The 18,550-nt window shown below is 68.5% G+C and carries 24 protein-coding genes and 1 tRNA gene; 16 read left to right on the top strand and 9 right to left on the bottom strand.

Annotation, left to right across the window (positions count from 1 at the left end; all coding sequences use genetic code 11):
* Positions 1–59: 59 nt before the first annotated feature.
* Positions 60–626: an elongation factor P gene (gene efp, locus AC1DSZ_RS12355; protein ID WP_188520053.1), complete on the bottom strand. Its 567-nt coding sequence runs from the start codon at positions 624–626 to the stop codon at positions 60–62.
* Between the two features lie 144 nt (positions 627–770).
* Between efp and epmA the strand changes: the two genes are divergently transcribed.
* From epmA to AC1DSZ_RS12325, 6 genes are all read left to right on the top strand, one after another.
* A complete protein-coding gene (epmA, locus tag AC1DSZ_RS12350; RefSeq protein WP_476838665.1) occupies positions 771–1,823 on the top strand; it encodes an EF-P lysine aminoacylase EpmA in 1,053 nt (350 codons plus the stop codon).
* Positions 1,824–1,903: 80 nt separating this feature from the next.
* Entirely contained in the window at positions 1,904–2,950 is a 1,047-nt protein-coding gene (locus tag AC1DSZ_RS12345) for a lysine-2,3-aminomutase-like protein (protein WP_476838869.1), read from the top strand.
* Between the two features lie 165 nt (positions 2,951–3,115).
* Positions 3,116–3,739 carry a L,D-transpeptidase gene (locus tag AC1DSZ_RS12340; protein WP_476838664.1) on the top strand — a complete coding sequence of 208 codons (624 nt, stop codon included), beginning with the start codon at positions 3,116–3,118 and terminating at the stop codon, positions 3,737–3,739.
* Between the two features lie 66 nt (positions 3,740–3,805).
* Entirely contained in the window at positions 3,806–4,012 is a 207-nt protein-coding gene (locus tag AC1DSZ_RS12335; protein ID WP_476838663.1) for a hypothetical protein, read from the top strand.
* A gap of 137 nt (positions 4,013–4,149) precedes the next feature.
* The gene (locus tag AC1DSZ_RS12330) at positions 4,150–4,965 is read left to right on the top strand and encodes a glutamine amidotransferase (RefSeq protein WP_476838662.1); all 816 of its coding nucleotides are present in this window, start codon (positions 4,150–4,152) and stop codon (positions 4,963–4,965) included.
* Positions 4,966–5,055: 90 nt separating this feature from the next.
* Complete coding sequence (locus tag AC1DSZ_RS12325) at positions 5,056–5,379, top strand: hypothetical protein (protein WP_476838661.1); 324 nt, start codon at positions 5,056–5,058, stop codon at positions 5,377–5,379.
* Here AC1DSZ_RS12325 and AC1DSZ_RS12320 read toward each other — a convergent pair whose 3' ends face one another.
* The gene (locus AC1DSZ_RS12320) at positions 5,380–5,799 is read right to left on the bottom strand and encodes a hypothetical protein (RefSeq protein ID WP_476838660.1); all 420 of its coding nucleotides are present in this window, start codon (positions 5,797–5,799) and stop codon (positions 5,380–5,382) included. It abuts the gene before it with no gap.
* A gap of 138 nt (positions 5,800–5,937) precedes the next feature.
* Between AC1DSZ_RS12320 and AC1DSZ_RS12315 the strand changes: the two genes are divergently transcribed.
* Together AC1DSZ_RS12315 and AC1DSZ_RS12310 are read left to right on the top strand one after the other, a co-directional pair.
* Positions 5,938–6,783, top strand: coding sequence for a universal stress protein (locus AC1DSZ_RS12315; RefSeq protein ID WP_476838659.1), 846 nt, complete (start codon positions 5,938–5,940; stop codon positions 6,781–6,783).
* 84 nt (positions 6,784–6,867) lie between these two features.
* Entirely contained in the window at positions 6,868–7,257 is a 390-nt protein-coding gene (locus tag AC1DSZ_RS12310) for a DUF1236 domain-containing protein (protein ID WP_476838658.1), read from the top strand.
* Positions 7,258–7,288: 31 nt separating this feature from the next.
* Here the strand turns inward: AC1DSZ_RS12310 and AC1DSZ_RS12305 are convergent, their stop codons facing one another.
* From AC1DSZ_RS12305 to AC1DSZ_RS12285, 5 genes are all read right to left on the bottom strand, one after another.
* Positions 7,289–8,191, bottom strand: a complete 903-nt coding sequence (locus AC1DSZ_RS12305; protein ID WP_476838657.1) for a cation diffusion facilitator family transporter — start codon at positions 8,189–8,191, stop codon at positions 7,289–7,291.
* A 152-nt stretch (positions 8,192–8,343) separates the two neighbouring features.
* Positions 8,344–8,676, bottom strand: coding sequence for a hypothetical protein (locus AC1DSZ_RS12300; protein ID WP_476838656.1), 333 nt, complete (start codon positions 8,674–8,676; stop codon positions 8,344–8,346).
* Between the two features lie 95 nt (positions 8,677–8,771).
* Positions 8,772–9,272, bottom strand: coding sequence for a YidB family protein (locus AC1DSZ_RS12295; RefSeq protein WP_476838655.1), 501 nt, complete (start codon positions 9,270–9,272; stop codon positions 8,772–8,774).
* 128 nt (positions 9,273–9,400) lie between these two features.
* The gene (locus tag AC1DSZ_RS12290) at positions 9,401–9,718 is read right to left on the bottom strand and encodes a hypothetical protein (RefSeq protein ID WP_476838654.1); all 318 of its coding nucleotides are present in this window, start codon (positions 9,716–9,718) and stop codon (positions 9,401–9,403) included.
* 287 nt (positions 9,719–10,005) lie between these two features.
* Positions 10,006–10,081, bottom strand: a tRNA-Ala gene (locus AC1DSZ_RS12285).
* Positions 10,082–10,281: 200 nt separating this feature from the next.
* On the opposite strand from AC1DSZ_RS12285, the gene AC1DSZ_RS12280 reads away from it, so the two are divergent.
* The 4 genes from AC1DSZ_RS12280 (at position 10,282) to AC1DSZ_RS12265 (ending at position 13,013) form a co-directional block, all read left to right on the top strand.
* Positions 10,282–10,572 carry a YggT family protein gene (locus AC1DSZ_RS12280; RefSeq protein WP_476838653.1) on the top strand — a complete coding sequence of 97 codons (291 nt, stop codon included), beginning with the start codon at positions 10,282–10,284 and terminating at the stop codon, positions 10,570–10,572.
* Positions 10,572–10,952 carry a DUF167 family protein gene (locus tag AC1DSZ_RS12275; RefSeq protein ID WP_476838652.1) on the top strand — a complete coding sequence of 127 codons (381 nt, stop codon included), beginning with the start codon at positions 10,572–10,574 and terminating at the stop codon, positions 10,950–10,952. Before AC1DSZ_RS12280 ends, AC1DSZ_RS12275 begins: the two co-directional genes overlap by 1 nt.
* A gap of 13 nt (positions 10,953–10,965) precedes the next feature.
* On the top strand, positions 10,966–11,856 hold the full coding sequence (gene folD / locus AC1DSZ_RS12270; RefSeq protein WP_476838651.1) for a bifunctional methylenetetrahydrofolate dehydrogenase/methenyltetrahydrofolate cyclohydrolase FolD: 891 nt from the start codon (positions 10,966–10,968) through the stop codon (positions 11,854–11,856).
* A 98-nt stretch (positions 11,857–11,954) separates the two neighbouring features.
* Complete coding sequence (locus AC1DSZ_RS12265) at positions 11,955–13,013, top strand: MaoC family dehydratase (protein WP_476838650.1); 1,059 nt, start codon at positions 11,955–11,957, stop codon at positions 13,011–13,013.
* Positions 13,014–13,160: 147 nt separating this feature from the next.
* Here the strand turns inward: AC1DSZ_RS12265 and AC1DSZ_RS12260 are convergent, their stop codons facing one another.
* A complete protein-coding gene (locus tag AC1DSZ_RS12260; protein WP_476838649.1) occupies positions 13,161–13,742 on the bottom strand; it encodes a hypothetical protein in 582 nt (193 codons plus the stop codon).
* 395 nt (positions 13,743–14,137) lie between these two features.
* Positions 14,138–14,959 carry a TetR/AcrR family transcriptional regulator gene (locus AC1DSZ_RS12255; RefSeq protein ID WP_476838648.1) on the bottom strand — a complete coding sequence of 274 codons (822 nt, stop codon included), beginning with the start codon at positions 14,957–14,959 and terminating at the stop codon, positions 14,138–14,140.
* 111 nt (positions 14,960–15,070) lie between these two features.
* Between AC1DSZ_RS12255 and sdhC the strand changes: the two genes are divergently transcribed.
* The 4 genes from sdhC to AC1DSZ_RS12235 are packed head-to-tail and all read left to right on the top strand — an operon-like array spanning position 15,071 to position 18,510.
* Positions 15,071–15,469, top strand: coding sequence for a succinate dehydrogenase, cytochrome b556 subunit (gene sdhC, locus AC1DSZ_RS12250; RefSeq protein ID WP_476838647.1), 399 nt, complete (start codon positions 15,071–15,073; stop codon positions 15,467–15,469).
* A gap of 10 nt (positions 15,470–15,479) precedes the next feature.
* Positions 15,480–15,878, top strand: coding sequence for a succinate dehydrogenase, hydrophobic membrane anchor protein (gene sdhD / locus AC1DSZ_RS12245; protein WP_476838646.1), 399 nt, complete (start codon positions 15,480–15,482; stop codon positions 15,876–15,878).
* Between the two features lie 3 nt (positions 15,879–15,881).
* Entirely contained in the window at positions 15,882–17,714 is a 1,833-nt protein-coding gene (gene sdhA / locus AC1DSZ_RS12240) for a succinate dehydrogenase flavoprotein subunit (RefSeq protein ID WP_476838645.1), read from the top strand.
* Positions 17,715–17,730: 16 nt separating this feature from the next.
* Positions 17,731–18,510 (top strand): succinate dehydrogenase iron-sulfur subunit, encoded by a 780-nt coding sequence (locus AC1DSZ_RS12235; RefSeq protein ID WP_476838644.1) that lies wholly within the window; start codon positions 17,731–17,733, stop codon positions 18,508–18,510.
* Positions 18,511–18,550 lie beyond the last annotated feature (40 nt).

The raw sequence follows: 18,550 nt of genomic DNA, 5'->3' as shown, positions 1-18,550 counted from the left end.
CAACGCGCAGGCTCGCGGGGCCGTTCCGCCGAAGAACCGAGAACCTCGGTTCGAATCCGTCAGTCCTTGGCGCGCTCGACGTAGGAGCTGTCCTCGGTCATCACCACCACGCGGGTGCCGGGGCCGATATGCGGCGGCACCATCGTCTTGGCGCCGTTGCTCAGCATGGCGGGCTTGTAGGACGACGAGGCCGTCTGGCCCTTCACGGTGGGCTCGGTGTCGGTGATCTCGAGCGTCACGCGGGCCGGAACCTCGATGGCGACCGGCACGCCGTCATGGACGCTGATCACGCAGGACATGTTCTCCTGCAGCCAGATGCCCTGGTCGCCCATCACGTCCGCCGGAACCGCGATCTGGTCGTAGTTCTCGGGGTTCATGAAATGATGGCCCTCGCCATCGCTGTAGAGATAGTTGTAGTTGCGATCTTCCACATAGGCGCGCTCGACCTGCTCGGTGGTCCGGTAGCGCTCGGAGATCTTCACGCCGTCCGAGATGCGGCGCATGTCGAGCTGGGTCACCGGCGTGCCCTTGCCGGGATGGATGTTTTCCGCCGTCAGAATGACGTAGAGCTTGCCGTCCTTGTCGACGATGTTGCCCTTGCGGAGCGAGCTGGCGATGACCTTCACGGGTGTGTCTCTCTTTAATGGCGGTCGCGACCCGGGGCGGGGCGCTGGCAAGCCGCGCACGCGGCCGCGCGTGCGGGTCGCCGAGGCTGCAGCCTTTCAGCACGAATCTGTCGAAATGGCCAGTGTCTCGCGGGGAAGCCGCGCATGAGCGCCGGCCCGCCGAGCGCCTCGCCGTGGTGGACGCCGCACGTTCATCTCGATCGCAGGCCCTTTCTGCTCGCCCGCAACCGCATCGTGGCGGCGCTGCGGCGCTGGTTCGAGGAGCGCGACTTCGTCGAGGTCGAGGGCGCGATCCTGCAGGTTTCGCCCGGCAACGAGGCGCATCTGCACGGTTTTGCGACCGAGATCGTCGGACCCGCGGGCGAACGCACGCCGCTTTACCTCCACACCTCGCCCGAATTCGCCTGCAAGAAGCTGCTGGCGGCCGGCGAACGCCGCATCTTCGACTTCGCCAAGGTGTTCCGGAACCGGGAGCGCAGCGCGCTGCACCATCCCGAATTCACGATGCTGGAATGGTACCGCGCCGAGGAGCCCTACGAGGCCCTGATGGAGGACTGCGCCGCCCTGCTGCGGCTCGCGGCTGAAACCGCTGGCGCGACCACATTCCGCTTTCGCGGACGGGAGGCGGATCCCTTTGCTTCTCCCGAGCGCGTCACGGTGGCGGACGCCTTCGCGGAGCGCGCCGGGATCGACCTCCTGGCCACCATGGACGAGCGCGAGACGGACCGCGACGCGCTGGCGGCCGCCGCCACCCAGGCCGGCGTCCGGGTGGCGGCCGACGACACCTGGGCGGACATCTTCAGCCGCGTGCTGGTGGAGCGTATCGAGCCGCATCTGGGCTTCGGGCGCCCGACCATTCTGTGCGAGTACCCAGTGAGCGAGGCCGCGCTGGCCCGGCCCAAGGACGCCGACCCGCGCGTGGCCGAGCGCTTCGAGCTCTATGCCTGCGGGGTGGAGCTCGCCAACGCGTTCGGCGAACTCACCGACCCGGACGAGCAGCGCCTTAGGTTCGAGGGCGAGATGGCCGAGAAGGAGCGCGTCTATGGCGAACGCTACCCGGTGGACGAGGAGTTCCTCGACGCGCTGTCGCTGATGCCGCCCGCCAGCGGCATCGCGCTCGGGCTCGACAGGCTCGTGATGCTCGCCACGGGGGCGAGCCGGATCGACCAGGTGGTGTGGACGCCGGTCGCCGGCTGATCGCCGGCTTCGCGGGTTGTTGTCACCCCGGCGCAGCCGTGAGATGACCACCGCCCATGAGCAGCCCCGCTTCCACGCCCATGCGGCTTCCCCGCAGCCTGCGCAGCGCCGACGACCTCGTCGAGGCCGGCCTGCTGCCCGCAGGCGGTCGCGACGACGCGGCCGCGGTGGCGGAGCGCTACGCCGTGGCGGTGACGCCCGCCATGCAGGCGCTGATCGACGTTTCCGACGCTCAGGACCCCATCGCGCGGCAGTTCGTGCCGGACCCGCGCGAACTGGTCACCCTGCCGGAAGAGCGCGCCGACCCGATCGGCGACGACGTCCACAGCCCGACCGAGGGCTTGGTGCATCGCTACCCGGACCGCGTGCTGCTGAAGCTCGTGCATGTGTGCGCGGTGTATTGCCGGTTCTGCTTCCGGCGCGAGACCGTGGGGCCGGCAGGCTCCGGCATGCTGTCGCCCGAGGCGTTCGCGGCGGCGCTGGACTATGTTCGAGCCCGGCCGGAGATCTGGGAGGTCGTGATCACGGGCGGCGACCCGCTTGTGCTCTCGCCACGCCGTTTGCGCGAGGTGGTCGAAGCGCTGGGCGCCATCCCGCATGTGCGGATCCTGCGCTGGCACACCCGGCTGCCCGTGGTGGATCCCGAGCGCGTCGGGCCCGAGCTTGTCGCGGCCCTGACGGCTTCCGGCAAGACCACCTATGTGGCCGTGCACGCCAATCATCCGCGCGAGCTGACGCCGGCGGCCCGGCACGCCTGCGCGCGGCTGCTGGACGCCGGCGTCGCGCTGGTGAGCCAGACGGTGCTGCTCAAGGGCGTCAACGACGACGTGGAAACGATGGCGGCGCTGATGCGCGCCTTCGTGGAGGCGCGGGTGAAGCCCTATTACCTCCATCATGGCGACCTCGCGCCCGGAACCGCGCATTTCCGCACCACCGTCGACGAAGGCCGCGCGCTGATGCGGGCGCTGCGCGGGCGCCTCTCGGGCCTGTGCCAGCCGACCTATGTGCTCGACATCCCGGGCGGCTTCGGCAAGGCGCCGATCAGTCCCGACGCGATCGCGGACGGGACCGTGGAGGACTTCCAGGGCGGCAGGCACGCCTATCCGCCGAACGGCCCAGAAGCTTAAAATTTGCACGATCGCCGTTCACCAAAGCGGCAGGTTTTGGGCTGGATCGACGCCGGGACTGTGGCAGCGCAAGTCTGCCGCAACAATTCCGCCCTACTGATGAATGCGACCGCGAGGCCGCCGAGACGGCCCGCACACAGGGTTCGTCATTCGGAAGGGTTCGTCATGCGTGTTCTGGCTCGCTTCTTCGCCGTGTTCTTCGTGTTCGTGGCGGCGATCTTCGCCAATGCGCACACCGCCAGCGCGCTCGTGCGCGTCAATGTCGACCTCTCGACCCAGACCATGCGGGTGACGTCGGACGCGGGCGACAGCCACACCTGGAAGATCTCGTCGGCCCGGCAGGGCTACGCGACGCCGCGCGGCGTGTACCGGCCGCAGCGGCTCGAAAAGATGCACTATTCCCGCAAATACGACATGTCGCCGATGCCGCACTCGATCTTCTTCAAGGGCGGCTATGCGATCCATGGCACGGGCGCGGTGAACGCCCTCGGCCGGCCGGCCTCGCATGGCTGCGTGCGCCTCGCCAAGGCGAATGCGGCGCAGCTCTACGCCATGGTGCAGAAGGAAGGCGCCGTGATCGCCATCACGGGCGTGTCGCCGGCGAGCACGATGCTGGCCAGCAAGGCGAAGACCACGAAGACGCAGCTTGCCGCGCACAAGCGCCAGCAGCCGGCGCAGTGGGCCGCCCGCACGTTGCCGACGGCCCCGATGGGCTTCGCCCCGGCCCCGGCCGCGCCGTCCGCCAAGAGCTGGGCCCGCAGCCCGGGCGCGTGGTGGCTGTCGCGCTGAAGGATGACGCTCTGAGCCGGCTTTCGGCTCACGGGTCGCCGGGGTAGGCTAGATGCCGGAGGCCCGATGTCCGGCGGCAAAGGCGAGCGCGGCGACGCGCGTAACGACGCGGAGGATCCGCAGCGCACCACCGTGAACCTGGTGGCCGCGATCCTGTGCCTGCTGCTGCTCGGGGCCGGGTTGTTTCTGGTGGAATCGATGGACCGGGCCAAAAAAGCGCAGAACTGCCTGGAGGCCGGACGGCGCAATTGCGCGGCGCTTCCAGCCCGCTAAGCATGCGCCAGACGGCGGGCGGCTGCGCCTTTCGGTCGCTCGACCGGGCTGCGTGGTTGTGGCACGGTTGATGCTACTTCGGACACGTCCTCCCGGGCGGGGACGCTGGACTGGATCATCATGGGGCGGCTTCCTTCGTGAGCAAGCGCATTCTGATCGTTCTTCACCAGGAGCATTCCACTCCCGGTCGCGTCGGCCGGCTCCTGCAGGAGCGTGGTTATGCGCTCGACATCCGCCGCACGCCGCTCGGCCAGACGCTGCCCGACACCATGGACGAGCACGACGGGGCGGTGGTGTTCGGCGGGCCGATGAGCGCCAATGACGAGCATCCCTGGGTCAAGGACCAGATCGACTGGATCGGCTCGGTGCTGCGCGCCCGCAAGCCCTATCTCGGCCTGTGCCTGGGGGCGCAGATGCTGGTGCGCCAGCTCGGCGGGCGGGTGGAGACCCATCCGGAGGGCCACGCCGAGATCGGCTATTACGCGCTGCGTCCCACCGACAAGGGACAGGGCTTCGCGCAGGAGATCGGCGCGCCCTGGCCGGGCCGCGTCTACCAGTGGCACCGCGAAGGCTTCGACATGCCGGGCTGCTGCGAGCCGCTGGCGGAGGGCGACATCTTTCCCCACCAGGCGTTTCGCTGCGGCGAGCGGGCCTTCGGCCTGCAGTTCCACCCCGAGGTCACCTACGCGATGATGTGCCGGTGGACCGTGCGGGCGCATGAGCGCATGGCGATGCCGGGCGCGCGCCCCCGCCACGAGCACCTGCAGGGCTGGCACCTCAACGATCCGCAGGTCCGCACCTGGCTGGACGCGTTCCTGGACCATTGGCTCTCGCCGCCGGCCGCCAGCACCGCGCCGTCCTGCGTGGAGCGGGTCGCGGCGACCGAGAGGGTCGCCGAGCCTGAGCCGGCGCGCATGGCCGAGCCGGCCGGGCGGGTCGCCGAGTTCGTCTGAGCGGGCGATCACCTCTGCGCGATTGTGGGCCGCGGCGCCTTCCCGGCCGCGATCTCCCCTGTAAGCTTGGGGTTTCGGGAGGGCAGCGCCATGGCGGGTTATCGGATTGCGGCGATCGCGGCGGCGGCCGCCTTGTGGGCCACGCCCTCGTGGGCGGATTCCATCGACGGCTCGTGGTGCAACGAGAAAACCGGCAAGACCTTCCAAATCAGCGGCCCGTCCATCGTGACGCCGGGCGGCGCGCGGCTGGAGGGCGCCTACTCGCGCCACGGCTTCCAGTACACCGTGCCGCCGCAGGAGACGCCGGCCGGCGCGCCCGTGACGATGCGGCTGATGGGCGAGAACGTCGTGCAGCTCCAGGCCGGCGACGCCGCCCAGCCGGAACTGTGGCGCCGATGCGAGCAAACGAGCTGATCACGCGCCCGATCGCGGCATGAGCCGCAGAAACACGAGCGTTCCGATCGCCCAGATGGCGTTGTAGACCAGCGGGTAGATGGCCCGGCTGGCCACGAAGCCGATGCCGCGGCCCTTGATGGGCGCGATCACGAACCAGCCCACGAGGCTCATCAACACCGCCATGATGAGCACGGCCGAGACCGCCCCGATCACGCCGCGGCCGGTGTGCGGCGTGATGGATGTGAGCAGCACGCCCCAGAGCCCGCCAAAAAACGCCGCCGACGCGATGGCGGGCACGCCGAAGGGCGGAACCGGCGCCATAGACCAGGCGCCGCCGCCGCCGAAGCCGAGCTTGCCGCCGAAATGGGTCGCGGTCTGATGGACCAGCAGCACCGACAACGCACCGGCCAAGAAGCCGAACACAACGCGCCACCCCATCGACCATCTCCCCCGAATCGCCGCGATTACGGAGCAAATTAACGCCTCGGCCGCAAGGCCATGGCGTTTCGCTACCCCCTCGCGGCGACAATTGGACGTGTTAAGCTCCGGCTTCGAGCCAAGTGGGGAGTCGCGTCGATGGCCATGAAATCGGTTCTGGTTCCGGTGGAAGACAACGAGGGCATGCAGGCCACCCTGCAGACCGCCCTGGCGTTCGGCCGACGGTTCGGCAGCTGCATGGAGGCGGTCGCGACGCTGCCGCTGATCGACAACTACATCGTGGGCGAGATGGTGCCGCTCTGGCCGCCGGCGCAGACCGGCACGGCCGACAGTTCCCGCGACGCCTTGATGCTGTTCGAGCGGTTCATGGAGGAGAACGGCGTGCAGCGCCGCGAGCGCGCGCCCGAAGGCCCGAGCTGGACCGTGCGGGACGGCGCGCTCCTGGGCGACAGCGCAGTCGCCGCGCATGCGCGCGTGTTCGACATCACCGTGGTGGGCCGGCCCGGCGCGGGCGCGGCGGGGCCGCGGCTGTCACTGCTGGAGGCGGTGCTGTTCGAGAGCGGCAGGCCCATCCTGATGGCCCCGCCCGGCGGGCCGCCCGAGCGCGGCGCCATCGGCGAAACCGTGCTGATCGCGTGGAACTGCAGCACCGAAACGGCGCGCGCGGTGTCGATGGCGATGCCGATCCTCGTGCAGGCGCGCCGCATCCGCATCCTCACCGTGGAGGGCGCGACCGTGCCGGGGCCGTCCGGGGACGAGCTCGTCCGGCGCCTGCGGCTCGACGGCGTCGAGGCGGACGCCGTCACGGTGGCGCCCGGCGGGCGCAGCCAGGGCGAGGCCACCCTGGACCACGCCGCCTCGTTCGGGGCGGACCTCATCATCAAGGGCGCGTACACGCAGAGCCGGCTGCGGCAGATGATCTTCGGCGGCGTGACGAGCCACATCCTGAGCGCGTCCACGGTGCCGGTGCTGTTCGCCCACTAGGCGGGCGGCCCTCGCGGTCGAAGCTCGGGCGGAACCCACCGTCCGAGGCGGCGTTCCCCGGTCCACAACGGACAGGAGCGACGCATGACCCTTTCGCGCACCCTCAAGGCGGCCGTGCTGGCGGCCGGCTTCGGCGCCATCGCGACCACCGGCCTTTCGACCGGCGCGCAGGCGCAGACCACCATCATCCAGGAAGAGACCGGCTCGATCGACGACGGCTACGCCATCGCGCCCGAGCAGGAGACCATCATCCGTCGCCGCATCATCGAGGAGCGCCTCGCGCCGGTCGAGATGCAGGGCGGCTCCGTGCGGGTCGGCAGCATCGTGCCCGACTACGTGGACCTGCAGCCGATGGAGGGCATCGGTTCGCGCCGCCTGGCGCAGCTCGCCTATTTCGTGTCGCCCGACGAGAAGATCGTCGTGGTGGAGCCCCGCAGCCGCCAGGTCGTGAAGATCATCGACCAGCAGCGCTGAGGCACGACAGGGCGCTGGAGCGGAACCGGCTCTAGCGTCCGCCCGGGGCCAGCACCGGAATGCCGTGGTGCTTGGCCTTGCCCTCCGGCTCCACGTGGATGGTCACGATCGCGCCGTGGATGGCGTCCTTCAGGGCCGCCTCGATGCGGTCGCAGATGGCGTGCGAGGCGTCCACCGTCATGGCGCCCGGCACCACGAGGTGCAGGTCGATGAAGGTGGCCTTGCCGGCGTGGCGGGTGCGCAGATCATGCGCTTCCAGCGCGCCTACGGCATTGGCCGAGATCACGCCCTGGATGGCGGCGTGCTCCTTGGGGGTCACGGCCGCGTCCATGAGGCCGGCGGTGGATTCCCGGATCAGGCCCCAGCCCGACCACAGGATGTTGACCGCCACCAGGGCGGCCAGCGCGGGATCCAGGATGCTCCAACCCGTGAGCGCCGCCAGCCCGACGCCGAACACGACGCCGCCGGACGAGATAACGTCGCTCAGCAGGTGCTTGCCGTCCGCCACCAGGGCGGGCGAGCGCAACTTGCGGCCGCGCGAGATCAGCACCCAGCACCAGCCGGCGTTGATCGCGCTGGCCAACCCGTTGACCAGCAGGCCCTCCAGCGGGGCCTGGATGCCGCGCGGGGCCAGATAGGCGCCATAGGCTTCCCGGAAGATCGCCACCGCGGCGAGAACGATCAGCGCGCCTTCCAGCACGGCCGAGAAATACTCGGCCTTGTGATGCCCATAGGGATGGTCCGCGTCGGCGGGGCGGGCGCTGTACCAGACCGCGATCAGGGCCGCGACGGCCGCCACCACGTTGATCACGCTCTCCACCGCGTCGGAATAGAGCGCGACGCTGCCGGTCCACAGATAGGCGATGATCTTCAGGCCGAGGACGACGACGCCGACCACGATGCTGCCGGCTGCGATCTTCAGTCCCTGTTCCATCTCGCCCTGGCTCAACCCTGCCGCGTGAGACGCCGCTAAAGCACCGAAGCCGCCCGAAGTCTAGGACTGAATTCGCAATTGACAATCAGTTGCAGGATGAGCGGGCGTCCGCCCAGGCCCGGGGAACGCGGTCTGGCGCGCGTTCGCCGGCTTCACACGCCCGAGCCGGCGCGTTCGTTCAGCGGCGTCGGATGAGCGCGGCGCAGATCGAAATCGATCCTGGCGCGCCGATCCGTGCTGGCTTCGCCGAGCAGGATGTGGATTTCGTTGGCCCCCATCGCGAGGGCGGCGAGCCGCTTGGGATCGCAAAGGAAGCGTTGGGGAAAATCGGCCGCCTCGCCGACATAGAGCGGCGTGCAGGCGCCGTTTCGCTCCCGGCGCACCATGATGAAGTTCGCGGCCGCACAATGCACCTGACCGAAGGGGTGGACCCCGTGGTCGTACCACTGGCCGCTCGCGCCCTGCCATCGGTGGATTTCGCGCATCGCGATAGCGCCGACCTCCGCGTGTTCCGGGAAAGCATAACCCGAAACACGCAGAGGTTGAAACGGGCGCGGAGGCGGCTCCGCGCCCGGCAGGGTCAGGCGTGGTCGGCGCTCGGCAGCCTGCCGTCGGGCGTATACTGGTCCACCGCCTTGGGCAGCTCGCGCGAGAGCCTGGCCAGCAATTCCTGCTGCGATAGGCCGGTTTGTTGCGACAGGGTCGCCAGAACGTCGGGACCGATGGCGGTCTGCAATTGCTGCGGCTCCACGGGCTTGTTGGGGCCCGGGCTCACCCAGGAATCAACCGTCTCGCCCTGGCCGGCCTGCTTGAACTGGTCGATCAACTGGCCGAGGCCGCCGCTCAGCAGCCCGCCGGCGCTTCCGCCCGCCAGCCCGCCGAAGAGCCCGCCCAGATTACCGAAGCCGCCCGCCTGCCCGGCCTGCGCGCCCTGGCTCCCGAGCCCGCCCGGCCCGGTCGGCCTGCCGGCGGCGCCGCCGCCCAGCCCGCCGAGCATCTCGGCGATCTTGTCCTTGTTCTGGAATCCCGCGACGGCGAGAAGCCCCAAAAGGGCCGTCATGGAAGGAAGGCCTCGGCTCATGGTCGTTCTCCGCTGCTGGTTGGGTTGCAGCGCATAGAACCGGCGGCGAGCGCGGGTGTTCCCGTGCGAAGCTCGCAAAGACGCCAACTTACGGTTGCAGCCTGTTCTATCGCCGGGTCGTCTTGAAGCTACACTTCCGTCCAACCTTCAGGGGCGTTCCCGACACGCACCTTGAGGTCTTCTTCGCTGATGGCAGGTCCAATCGTCCTGGAGATGCGACCGCCATCCCCGGTGCAAACGGCGATGAAGCTGTCTTGGTGACCGGTATCCACAATCCGGAACAGATTGATCATCTCCGTATCGCGGTAGGTCTGAGCGATCCATTCCATCGCCTCGCCTTCGCGGATCTCCACGATATCGCCAGGCGCTTCTGGATCGAACGCCGCGCCCGCGGCTTCATCGAGCGCAGCGATGATCCGGCCAGCTAAACTAGTCTGCTGCAACATGCTGATTGCCCCTTCGGAGCTGCCGAGCGTTTTAGCCCGGCTCGATGGCGACGCGGTCGCCGACAGCCGGTCTCACGCCGCAGCTTCCCGTCATCTTATGCAGGCCCGTTCCGAACCTATGGCGGTCCGCACAGATTTTTGTGGAGCGGCAGAAATCAACGCAAATGATGCAAGGCAAATCGGGCGAGATAAGCAACGCTCACGGCCACGCACGCGGTGTACGCGGCAGCCGTCGACGGGCGTCTAGAGTCGCTCAGCAATCAATCTAAACTACGATATTGGGCCCCTGGTGGAGCTGAGGGGATTCGAACCCCTGACCTCTGCAGTGCGATTGCAGCGCTCTCCCAACTGAGCTACAGCCCCTCTCCGGGTGCGCGCCTTTTAGGTGGGGGGCGCCGGTGTTGTCAATCACCAAAGTTCTGGCGGGTCCAGACGGGTTTTCGGCAATGGCCGAGAGGATCGCGCAAGGCTGTGGCGTGCTTGCTCTTGTGGGCCGCGCACGGCCCCGTTAAGGCTCTCAAACCGCCTGTCCGCACGGCCTCTCCGACGGAGCCTTCCCAGCAATGCGCGCCATCCTCGACGTGATCCTGCTCGTGCTCGATCTCTACACCTGGATCATCATTGCGTCCGCGATCCTGAGCTGGCTCGTCGCCTTCAACGTCATCAACGTCCGTAACGACGTGGTGCGGATGATCTGGAACGGCGTGTACCAGCTCACCGAGCCGGTGCTGGCCCCCATCCGGCGGCGCCTGCCGGATCTCGGCGGCATCGACGTGTCTCCGATCGTGCTGCTGCTGATCATCTTCCTGATCCAGCGCGTCATTGGCCTCTACATCTACCCGAACGTGTTCTGATGGCCTCGGACCCCCATATCACTCCCTGGACGGTCGATTCGGCCGGCCTCGTCGTGCATGTCCGGCTCACCCCCAAGGGCGGCAAGGACTGCATCGAGGGCATCGAGGCGCTGGCCAACGGCAAGCCGGTGCTGAAGGCCCGCGTGCGCGCCGTGCCGGAGGCCGGAAAGGCCAACGCTGCCCTGGCGCGCCTGCTGGCGGACGCCTGCGGGGTGGCGCATGGCAGCGTGGCGTTGACGGCGGGCGGAACCGCGCGCGTGAAGACGCTGCGGATCGATGGCGAGCCCGAGGCGTTGGCGAGCCGACTGGCGCAGGCCTGCGTGGTGCGCCGGGCTCGCGCCAAGGCGGCGTCCGCGATCCGCAAAGTCGCCGATTGCTGAGCGAGACGGTTTCATGACGGCCGCGATCATCGACGGAAAGGCCGCCGCCGCCGCATTGCGCGAGCGCATCGCCGAGCGGGTCGGCGAACTGGCCCGGCAGGGCGTCACGCCCGGGCTCGCGGTGGTGCTGGTCGGCGACAATCCGGCCAGCCAGGTCTATGTGCGCTCCAAGGCCAAGCAGACCGTCGAGGCGGGCATGCGCTCCTTCGAGCACAAGCTCCCGGCCGACACCAGCGAACAGGACCTTCTGGCGCTTGTAGGCCGGCTCAACGCCGACGATGCCGTGGACGGCATCCTGGTGCAATTGCCGCTGCCGGCCCAGATCAACGCCGAGCTGGTGCTGGAGGCGATCGACCCGCGCAAGGACGTGGACGGCTTCCACCCGATGAACGCCGGGCGCCTGGCGTCTGGGGTTCCGAGCCTCGTGCCATGCACGCCGCTGGGCTGCCTCATGCTGCTGCGCGAGCTCAAGGGCGACCTCGCCGGGCTCGAGGCTGTGGTGATCGGCCGCTCCAACATCGTCGGCAAGCCCATGGCGGCGTTGCTGACCGCCGAAAGCTGCACGGTCACGATCGCGCATTCGCGCACCCGCGACCTCCCGGCCGTATGCCGGCGGGCCGACATCCTGGTGGCGGCCGTGGGCCGGCCCGGCATGGTGACGGGCGACTGGGTGAAGCCCGGCGCAATCGTGCTCGACGTCGGCATCAACCGGGTGTCCGCGCCGGAACTCGGCGAGGGCAAGACCCGCATCGTCGGCGACGTGGATTTCGCGTCCTGCTCCGAGGTCGCGGGCGCGATCACGCCGGTCCCGGGCGGGGTGGGGCCGATGACCATCGCGTGCCTGCTCGCCAACACGCTGACAGCCGCCTGCCTGCGGCGCGGGCTGCCCAAGCCGATCCTCTGAGCCCGCCTCGGCCGAACGTCTAGCGGGCGCGGCTCTTGCGGGAGCGCGGCCGCGCCTGCCACAAAGGGCGCGACCAGCACCCACCCGGCGAGGCGCGCATGACCACCAAGACCAATTCGGGCCGCTTCTTCGAGGATTTCGCCATCGGCGAGGTTATCCGGCACGCGACGCCGCGCACCGTCACGGCGGGGGACGCATCGCTCTACGCGGCGCTGTACGGCACGCGCTTCGCCGTGCAGTCCTCGGAAATGTTCGCCAAGCAGCTGGGCTACCGCCACGCGCCGGTCGACGACCTGCTGGTGTTCCACATCGTGTTCGGCAAGACGGTGCCGGACGTGTCGCTGAACGCAGTCGCCAATCTGGGCTATGCGGCGGCGCGCTTTCTCGCGCCGGTCTACCCCGGCGACACGCTGCGGACCGTCTCGGAGGTGATAGGCCTCAAGGAGAACTCCAACCGCCGGACCGGCGTCGTCTATGTGCGCTCCACCGGCTTCAACCAGGACGGCGTCGAGGTGCTCGACTATGTGCGCTGGGTGATGGTGCACAAGCGCGACCCCGAGGCCGTGATCGCCGAGGAGCACGTGCCGACGCTGCCGCGCGTGGTCTCGCCGGACGCGCTCGGCGACGCCTGCCCGGCGCTGGACCCGGCCGCCTACGACGACGTGCTGGCGGGATCGCTCGACCGCTGGGACGACTACGAGGTCGGCGAGCAAATCGACCACGTCGACGGCATGACGGTGGAAGAGGCCGAGCACATGCTGGCCACCCGCCTCTACCAGAACACCGCCAAGGTGCATTTCGACCAGCTCGCGCAGGCTTCCAGCCGCTTCGGCCGGCGGCTGATCTATGGCGGCCACGTGATCTCGCTGGCGCGGGCGCTGAGCTTCAACGGCCTTGCGAACGCGTTCCATGTCGCGGCCATCAATGGCGGCCGCCACGTCGCGCCGCTGTTCGCGGGCGACACCGTGTATGCGTGGAGCGAGATCCTCGACAAGCAGCCGCTCCCCGGCCGCGACGACGTCGGCGGGCTGCGCGTGCGCATGGTGGCGACCAAGAACAAGCCCTGCCGCGATTTTCCGCTCAAGGACGGCGAGGACTATGACCCGGCCGTGATCCTGGATCTCGACCTGTGGGTGCTGGCGCCGCGTTGGAAGTGATTCGCCGACCACCGCAGGTGGTTGCGGCGGGATTCGGATCGGGTTGTGATTCGATGATCACTAATCCGGACCCACATGGATGTTTCAGCCAAGGCCGCTTTGACTGGATCGAGCCTTATCGTCCGGCGCGCATTGGCGCGGACCGTTTCATCGGAGGCTCGTCGCGAGCCCCAGCGACACGGCAGTCGGGCCCGATATCCGGTACAGCTTGTCCGGCGGAGCCTTGGTGACGAGATCGACGGCCGCCCGTGCCCCGAGTTCGTAGTACATCCCGATCATCGCGGCCGTCGCGCCCCCGCTGTAACGGCCGGCTTGCAACGACAGCGGATCATTGCCCTCGTGGTATCCGAGGCCGCGGAAGCCTGATTTGCCCTGGACGCCTTCGGGTAGCCGCTCACCATTCAGGTAGATGCGCTTGGATCCGGCAGCAAAGATCACCGTGCAGGCGCTGGCGCATTTCGAGTTGGCGGCATCCAGCCTCACGCTCCAGCCCTTCGCGCGGATCAATCTCGCGATGTCCTTGGCGGCCGCGATCTTGCCGCCTCCGCTGTTCACGTCGACCGTGAGGTCTCCGGCGTGGCTGGCGACCAACTCACGAAACCTGATCTCGTCTCCCATGACGATCGTGCCCGCGAGACGCACGGTGTCGCCGCGTTGCGTGATTGACATCGAGTAGGCCGGCGCGGTTGCGACCGCGACGACGAGGGCGGCGAGTGCAAGGCGGTTCATGAGAGGGTGTCCCGGTGGACCGGTAGAAAACCCTCGTCGCCCGCGGGTTGGCCACTAGTCGCAGGTTGCATTGCGGGCGCCAGCACACGCGGCCGCGTTCGAAGCCGCGGCCACGCCGAGCGTTCGGCCGAGCGGATCCGTTCGACGGCCAACGATGATTCACCGACCATCGCAGGGCGCTGTAAACATCCTGCCTTTCGGAATTGATTCACCGATCGTTTCGGAGCCGCCCACATTACGCGGGGGCCGACCACCTTTCGCCAAGCGATTCAATAGATTCAGGAATTTTTGTTGAGCCGCGCAGTGGCGAAAGCACCGTTATTGATTCGGGGCTCACTACAACAACCCGACACCACGCCGGAATCAGATTTGATTCCTCGACCAGCGCGCGCCGGTCAGGAGGCCTGGGAGGTGCGGCGGACAGCGAGGCGCTCGAGCGCGGTGGCGGGAACCCGGTCGGAACGCTTCAGGGCCGAATCGGCGCGCCCGGGATGCAGCGTCCGGATCACCTGCCGGGCGCCGGCCAGAAACGTCTCCACATAAAGGCCGATCACGGCGTCGCGGCTCTCCACCGGGGCGCGGTAGATGTGCTCGCGCACCCCTTGGAACACGATCGCGCCATGGAGCAGCATCAGCATGTCGCGCTCGGCGGCCAGCATGGGCCGCGTCGCGGTGGCGGGCAGGCCGGCTTCGCGGCGCAGTTCGTCCAGCAGGGGCGCGAAGATCTGGTCGGTGAGCGCGCCGCCGCGGCGGCTCGGCAGCGGCAGGCCGTCCAGGGCGGCGCGCATCAGGAGGCGGATGGCGGGGCCGTCGTCCTGGTCCGCATAGGCGCGGTAGACTGTCGCAAGGCGCTCGGCCAGCGGCAGCGAGCGGTCGCCCAGAACGGCCGGCAGGTCCTCGCGCCAGCGGCTCCCGGCCACGCGGGCGAACACGGCTTCCACCAGCGCGTCCTTGGACTCGTAGTAGCGGTACAAAAGCGCCTGCCGGATCCCCATATTGGCGGCGAGAACATGCGTGGAGGCCGCAAAGCCATGTTCGGCGAAAAACGCGATGGCGGCGACCAGGATCTCCTCGCGCCGCTCCAGCGCGCTTTTGCGGACCGCCCGGACGCGGGGCGCGGCGGCCTCGCCGGCATGTTGCGCCGCAGCAAGGCGGCGAGGGGCGCGCTTGCGGGCGGGCAGGTGCGTCATCGCCGCTGGGGTGGAAACCCTCGCCATGCTGTCGAATCGCTCTACTTCCGCCAAACGTCGCGTATCCTACCGCATTGCGAAAGGGGGGGACACGCGTTACTGAAACACCGCCCCGTTTTCGCCACGAAAGAGAAGGCAATGGCCGACTCACCGGTCCGGACGCAACGTCCGCTCTCCCCCCACCTGCAGATCTTCACCCCATACCTCACCATGGTGATGTCGATCCTGCACCGCATCACCGGGGGCGCGCTCTATGTCGGCACGCTGCTGCTGGTGGTGTGGCTGATCGGCGCCGCGAGCGGCCCGGCCGGTTACGCGCAGGTGCAATGGTTCATGGGGTCGATCATCGGCCAGCTGATCCTGTTCGGCTACACCTGGGCGCTGATCCACCATCTTATCGGCGGCGTACGGCATCTCGTGTGGGACGTCGGGCTGGGCTTCGGCCCCGAAGCGCGCGAGAACATGGCCCGCCTCAACATCATCGGCTCGGTGGTGCTGACGATCCTGATCTGGGTCGTCGCCCTGATCGTGCGCTGAGGAGAACCGGATGTCGGTCTTCGGAAAATTCTCCATCCAGACGCCCTACAAGCGCGTGCACGGCCTCGGCAGCGCCGGCGCGGGCACCGAGCACTTCTGGAAGCAGCGCGTCACCGCGGTGGCGCTGATCCCGCTCACGCTCGTGTTCGTGGTGGTCGTCATCCTGGCGGCCGGCAAGGACTACGATGCTGCGCGCCGGCTGCTCGGCAACCCGTTCGTCGCCCTGATGATGCTGCTGTTCGTGGGCGCGGGCGTCAGCCACATGCGCATCGGCATGCAGGTGATCATCGAGGACTACGTCCACGAGGACGTGCCGAAGATCGCCCTCCTGGTGCTGAACACCTTCTTCTCGATCGCGACCGGCCTCGCCTGCGCGTTCGCGATCCTCAAGCTGAGCTTTGGAGCCTGAACCATGGCCGGACCCACCAACGGAACCGCCGCTCCCTCGCTGAACGGCAAGGCCTACCCGATCACGGACCACACCTTCGACGTCGTGGTGGTGGGCGCCGGCGGCGCGGGGTTGCGCGCCACGGTCGGCTGCTCGCAGGCGGGCCTGCGCACGGCCTGCATCTCCAAGGTGTTCCCCACCCGCTCGCACACCGTGGCGGCGCAGGGCGGCATCTCGGCCTCGCTCGGCAACATGGGGCCGGACGACTGGCGCTGGCACATGTACGACACCGTGAAGGGGTCCGACTGGCTCGGCGACCAGGACGCCATCGAGTATCTGTGCCGCAACGCGCCCGCCGCCGTGTATGAGCTCGAGCACTGGGGCGTGCCGTTCTCGCGCACCGAGGAAGGCAAGATCTACCAGCGGCCCTTCGGCGGCATGACCACCGAATACGGCAAAGGCACCGCCCAGCGCACCTGCGCGGCGGCCGACCGCACCGGCCACGCCATCCTCCATACGCTCTACGGCCAGGCGCTGCGCGCCTCCACGGAATTCTTCATCGAGTATTTCGCGATCGACCTCATCATGGACGAGGAAGGCCGCTGCGTCGGCGTCGTCGCGATGAAGATGGACGACGGCACCATCCACCGCTTCCGCTCGCACCTTACCGTGCTGGCGACCGGCGGCTACGGCCGCGCCTATTTCTCGGCCACCTCGGCCCACACCTGCACGGGCGACGGCAACGCCATGGTGCTGCGCGCCGGGCTGCCGCTGCAGGACATGGAGTTCGTGCAGTTCCACCCCACCGGCATCTACGGTGCGGGCTGCCTGATCACCGAGGGCGCGCGCGGCGAGGGCGGCTACCTCACCAACTCCGAGGGCGAGCGCTTCATGGAGCGCTATGCTCCCTCCGCCAAGGACCTGGCGTCGCGCGACGTGGTTTCACGCGCGATGACGATGGAGATCCGGGCCGACCGCGGCGTCGGCAAGAACAAGGATCACATCTACCTGCATCTCGACCATCTCGACCCCGCGATCCTGCACGAGCGCCTGCCCGGCATCTCGGAAAGCGCCAAGATCTTCGCGGGCGTGGACGTCACCAAGGAGCCGATCCCGGTTCTGCCGACCGTGCACTACAACATGGGCGGCGTGCCGACGAACTACCACGGCGAGGTGCTGACGCTGAAGAACGGCAACCCCGACATGGTGGTGCCCGGCCTGATGGCGCTCGGCGAAGCCGCCTGCGTGTCCGTGCACGGCGCCAACCGGCTGGGCTCCAACTCGCTGATCGACCTGGTGGTGTTCGGCCGTGCGGCCGGCCTGCGCGCCGCCGAGCTGGTGACGCCGGGCGAGAAGCACTCCGAGCTGCCGAAGAACTCGGCCGAGCTGTCGCTGTCGCGCCTCGACAAGGCGCGCTACGCCAACGGCTCCACCTCCACGGCGGAACTGCGCGAGCGCATGCAGCGCACCATGCAGAACAACTGCGCGGTGTACCGCACCGGCGAGGTGCTGGCCGAGGGCAAGCAGCTGATCACGGATGTCTGGCGCGGCGCCGCCGACATCAAGGTCACGGATCGCTCCATGATCTGGAACTCCGATCTCATCGAGACGCTGGAGTTCGAGAACCTCATCACCCAGGCGGTGGTGACGATGGAAGGCGCGCTGAACCGGCAGGAGTCGCGCGGCGCACAGGCGCGCGAGGACTTCCCGGATCGTGACGACAAGAACTGGATGAAGCACACGCTGGCCTGGGTGGACGAGCGGAACTACGCGGTCTCGCTCGATTACCGGCCCGTGCACACCTACACGATGACCAACGACGTCCAGTACATCGAGCCCAAGGCTCGCGTGTACTAAGGGAGCACTGCGTCACATGGTTCAGCTCACCCTTCCCAAGAACTCCCGGCCGGTCGACGGCAAGGTCTGGCCGAAGCCGGCCGGCGCCAACCGGCTGACGGAGTTCCGCATCTACCGCTACGACCCGGATGGCGAGAGCAATCCGCGCATCGACACCTATTGGGTGAACCGCGACGACTGCGGCCCGATGGTGCTGGACGCGATCATCTGGATCAAGAACACGATCGACCCGACGCTGACCTTCCGGCGCTCCTGCCGCGAGGGCATCTGCGGCTCCTGCGCGATGAACATCGACGGGACCAACACGCTCGCGTGCACCAAGGCGACGGACGACATCAAGGGCGCGGTGCGGATCTACCCGCTGCCGCACATGCCGGTGATCAAGGATCTGGTGCCGGACCTGTCGAGCTTCTACGCCCAGCACGCCTCCATCGAGCCCTGGCTGCAGACCACGAGCCCGAGCCCCGAGAAGGAGTGGCGCCAGTCGCCCGACGACCGGCACAAGCTGGACGGCCTCTACGAGTGCATCCTGTGCGCGTGCTGCTCGACCTCGTGCCCGAGCTACTGGTGGAACGGCGACCGCTATCTCGGCCCCGCCGCCCTGCTGCAGGCCTATCGCTGGCTGATCGACTCGCGCGACGAGTCCACGGGCGCGCGCCTGGACAATCTGGAAGACCCGTTCCGGCTCTACCGCTGCCACACCATCATGAACTGCGCGAAGGTCTGCCCCAAGGGCCTGAACCCGGCCAAGGCCATCGCGGAGATCAAGAAGATGATGGTGACGCGCCAGTTCTGACGACCTCGCCGGGCATACCGGCCGCGCAACCCCAAAGCGC

This window comes from Alsobacter sp. P4_H11 (genome assembly GCF_056400925.1).
Note: the sequence above shows the minus strand (reverse complement) of the source record. Positions and strands in the feature narration are given on the sequence as shown.

Coding starts and splice junctions, on each gene's coding strand:
- AC1DSZ_RS12295 (WP_476838655.1), bottom strand. CDS start 9,272: ATGAGCCGAGGCCTTCCTTCCATGACGGCCCTTTTGGGGCTTCTCGCC.
- AC1DSZ_RS12340 (WP_476838664.1), top strand. CDS start 3,116: ATGCGTGTTCTGGCTCGCTTCTTCGCCGTGTTCTTCGTGTTCGTGGCG.
- folD (WP_476838651.1), top strand. CDS start 10,966: ATGACGGCCGCGATCATCGACGGAAAGGCCGCCGCCGCCGCATTGCGC.
- AC1DSZ_RS12265 (WP_476838650.1), top strand. CDS start 11,955: ATGACCACCAAGACCAATTCGGGCCGCTTCTTCGAGGATTTCGCCATC.
- sdhA (WP_476838645.1), top strand. CDS start 15,882: ATGGCCGGACCCACCAACGGAACCGCCGCTCCCTCGCTGAACGGCAAG.
- AC1DSZ_RS12325 (WP_476838661.1), top strand. CDS start 5,056: ATGGCGGGTTATCGGATTGCGGCGATCGCGGCGGCGGCCGCCTTGTGG.
- epmA (WP_476838665.1), top strand. CDS start 771: ATGAGCGCCGGCCCGCCGAGCGCCTCGCCGTGGTGGACGCCGCACGTT.
- AC1DSZ_RS12305 (WP_476838657.1), bottom strand. CDS start 8,191: ATGGAACAGGGACTGAAGATCGCAGCCGGCAGCATCGTGGTCGGCGTC.
- sdhC (WP_476838647.1), top strand. CDS start 15,071: ATGGCCGACTCACCGGTCCGGACGCAACGTCCGCTCTCCCCCCACCTG.
- AC1DSZ_RS12310 (WP_476838658.1), top strand. CDS start 6,868: ATGACCCTTTCGCGCACCCTCAAGGCGGCCGTGCTGGCGGCCGGCTTC.
- AC1DSZ_RS12290 (WP_476838654.1), bottom strand. CDS start 9,718: ATGTTGCAGCAGACTAGTTTAGCTGGCCGGATCATCGCTGCGCTCGAT.
- AC1DSZ_RS12335 (WP_476838663.1), top strand. CDS start 3,806: ATGTCCGGCGGCAAAGGCGAGCGCGGCGACGCGCGTAACGACGCGGAG.
- AC1DSZ_RS12320 (WP_476838660.1), bottom strand. CDS start 5,799: ATGGGGTGGCGCGTTGTGTTCGGCTTCTTGGCCGGTGCGTTGTCGGTG.
- sdhD (WP_476838646.1), top strand. CDS start 15,480: ATGTCGGTCTTCGGAAAATTCTCCATCCAGACGCCCTACAAGCGCGTG.
- AC1DSZ_RS12315 (WP_476838659.1), top strand. CDS start 5,938: ATGGCCATGAAATCGGTTCTGGTTCCGGTGGAAGACAACGAGGGCATG.
- AC1DSZ_RS12260 (WP_476838649.1), bottom strand. CDS start 13,742: ATGAACCGCCTTGCACTCGCCGCCCTCGTCGTCGCGGTCGCAACCGCG.
- AC1DSZ_RS12280 (WP_476838653.1), top strand. CDS start 10,282: ATGCGCGCCATCCTCGACGTGATCCTGCTCGTGCTCGATCTCTACACC.
- AC1DSZ_RS12300 (WP_476838656.1), bottom strand. CDS start 8,676: ATGCGCGAAATCCACCGATGGCAGGGCGCGAGCGGCCAGTGGTACGAC.
- AC1DSZ_RS12345 (WP_476838869.1), top strand. CDS start 1,904: ATGCGGCTTCCCCGCAGCCTGCGCAGCGCCGACGACCTCGTCGAGGCC.
- AC1DSZ_RS12235 (WP_476838644.1), top strand. CDS start 17,731: ATGGTTCAGCTCACCCTTCCCAAGAACTCCCGGCCGGTCGACGGCAAG.
- AC1DSZ_RS12255 (WP_476838648.1), bottom strand. CDS start 14,959: ATGGCGAGGGTTTCCACCCCAGCGGCGATGACGCACCTGCCCGCCCGC.
- AC1DSZ_RS12275 (WP_476838652.1), top strand. CDS start 10,572: ATGGCCTCGGACCCCCATATCACTCCCTGGACGGTCGATTCGGCCGGC.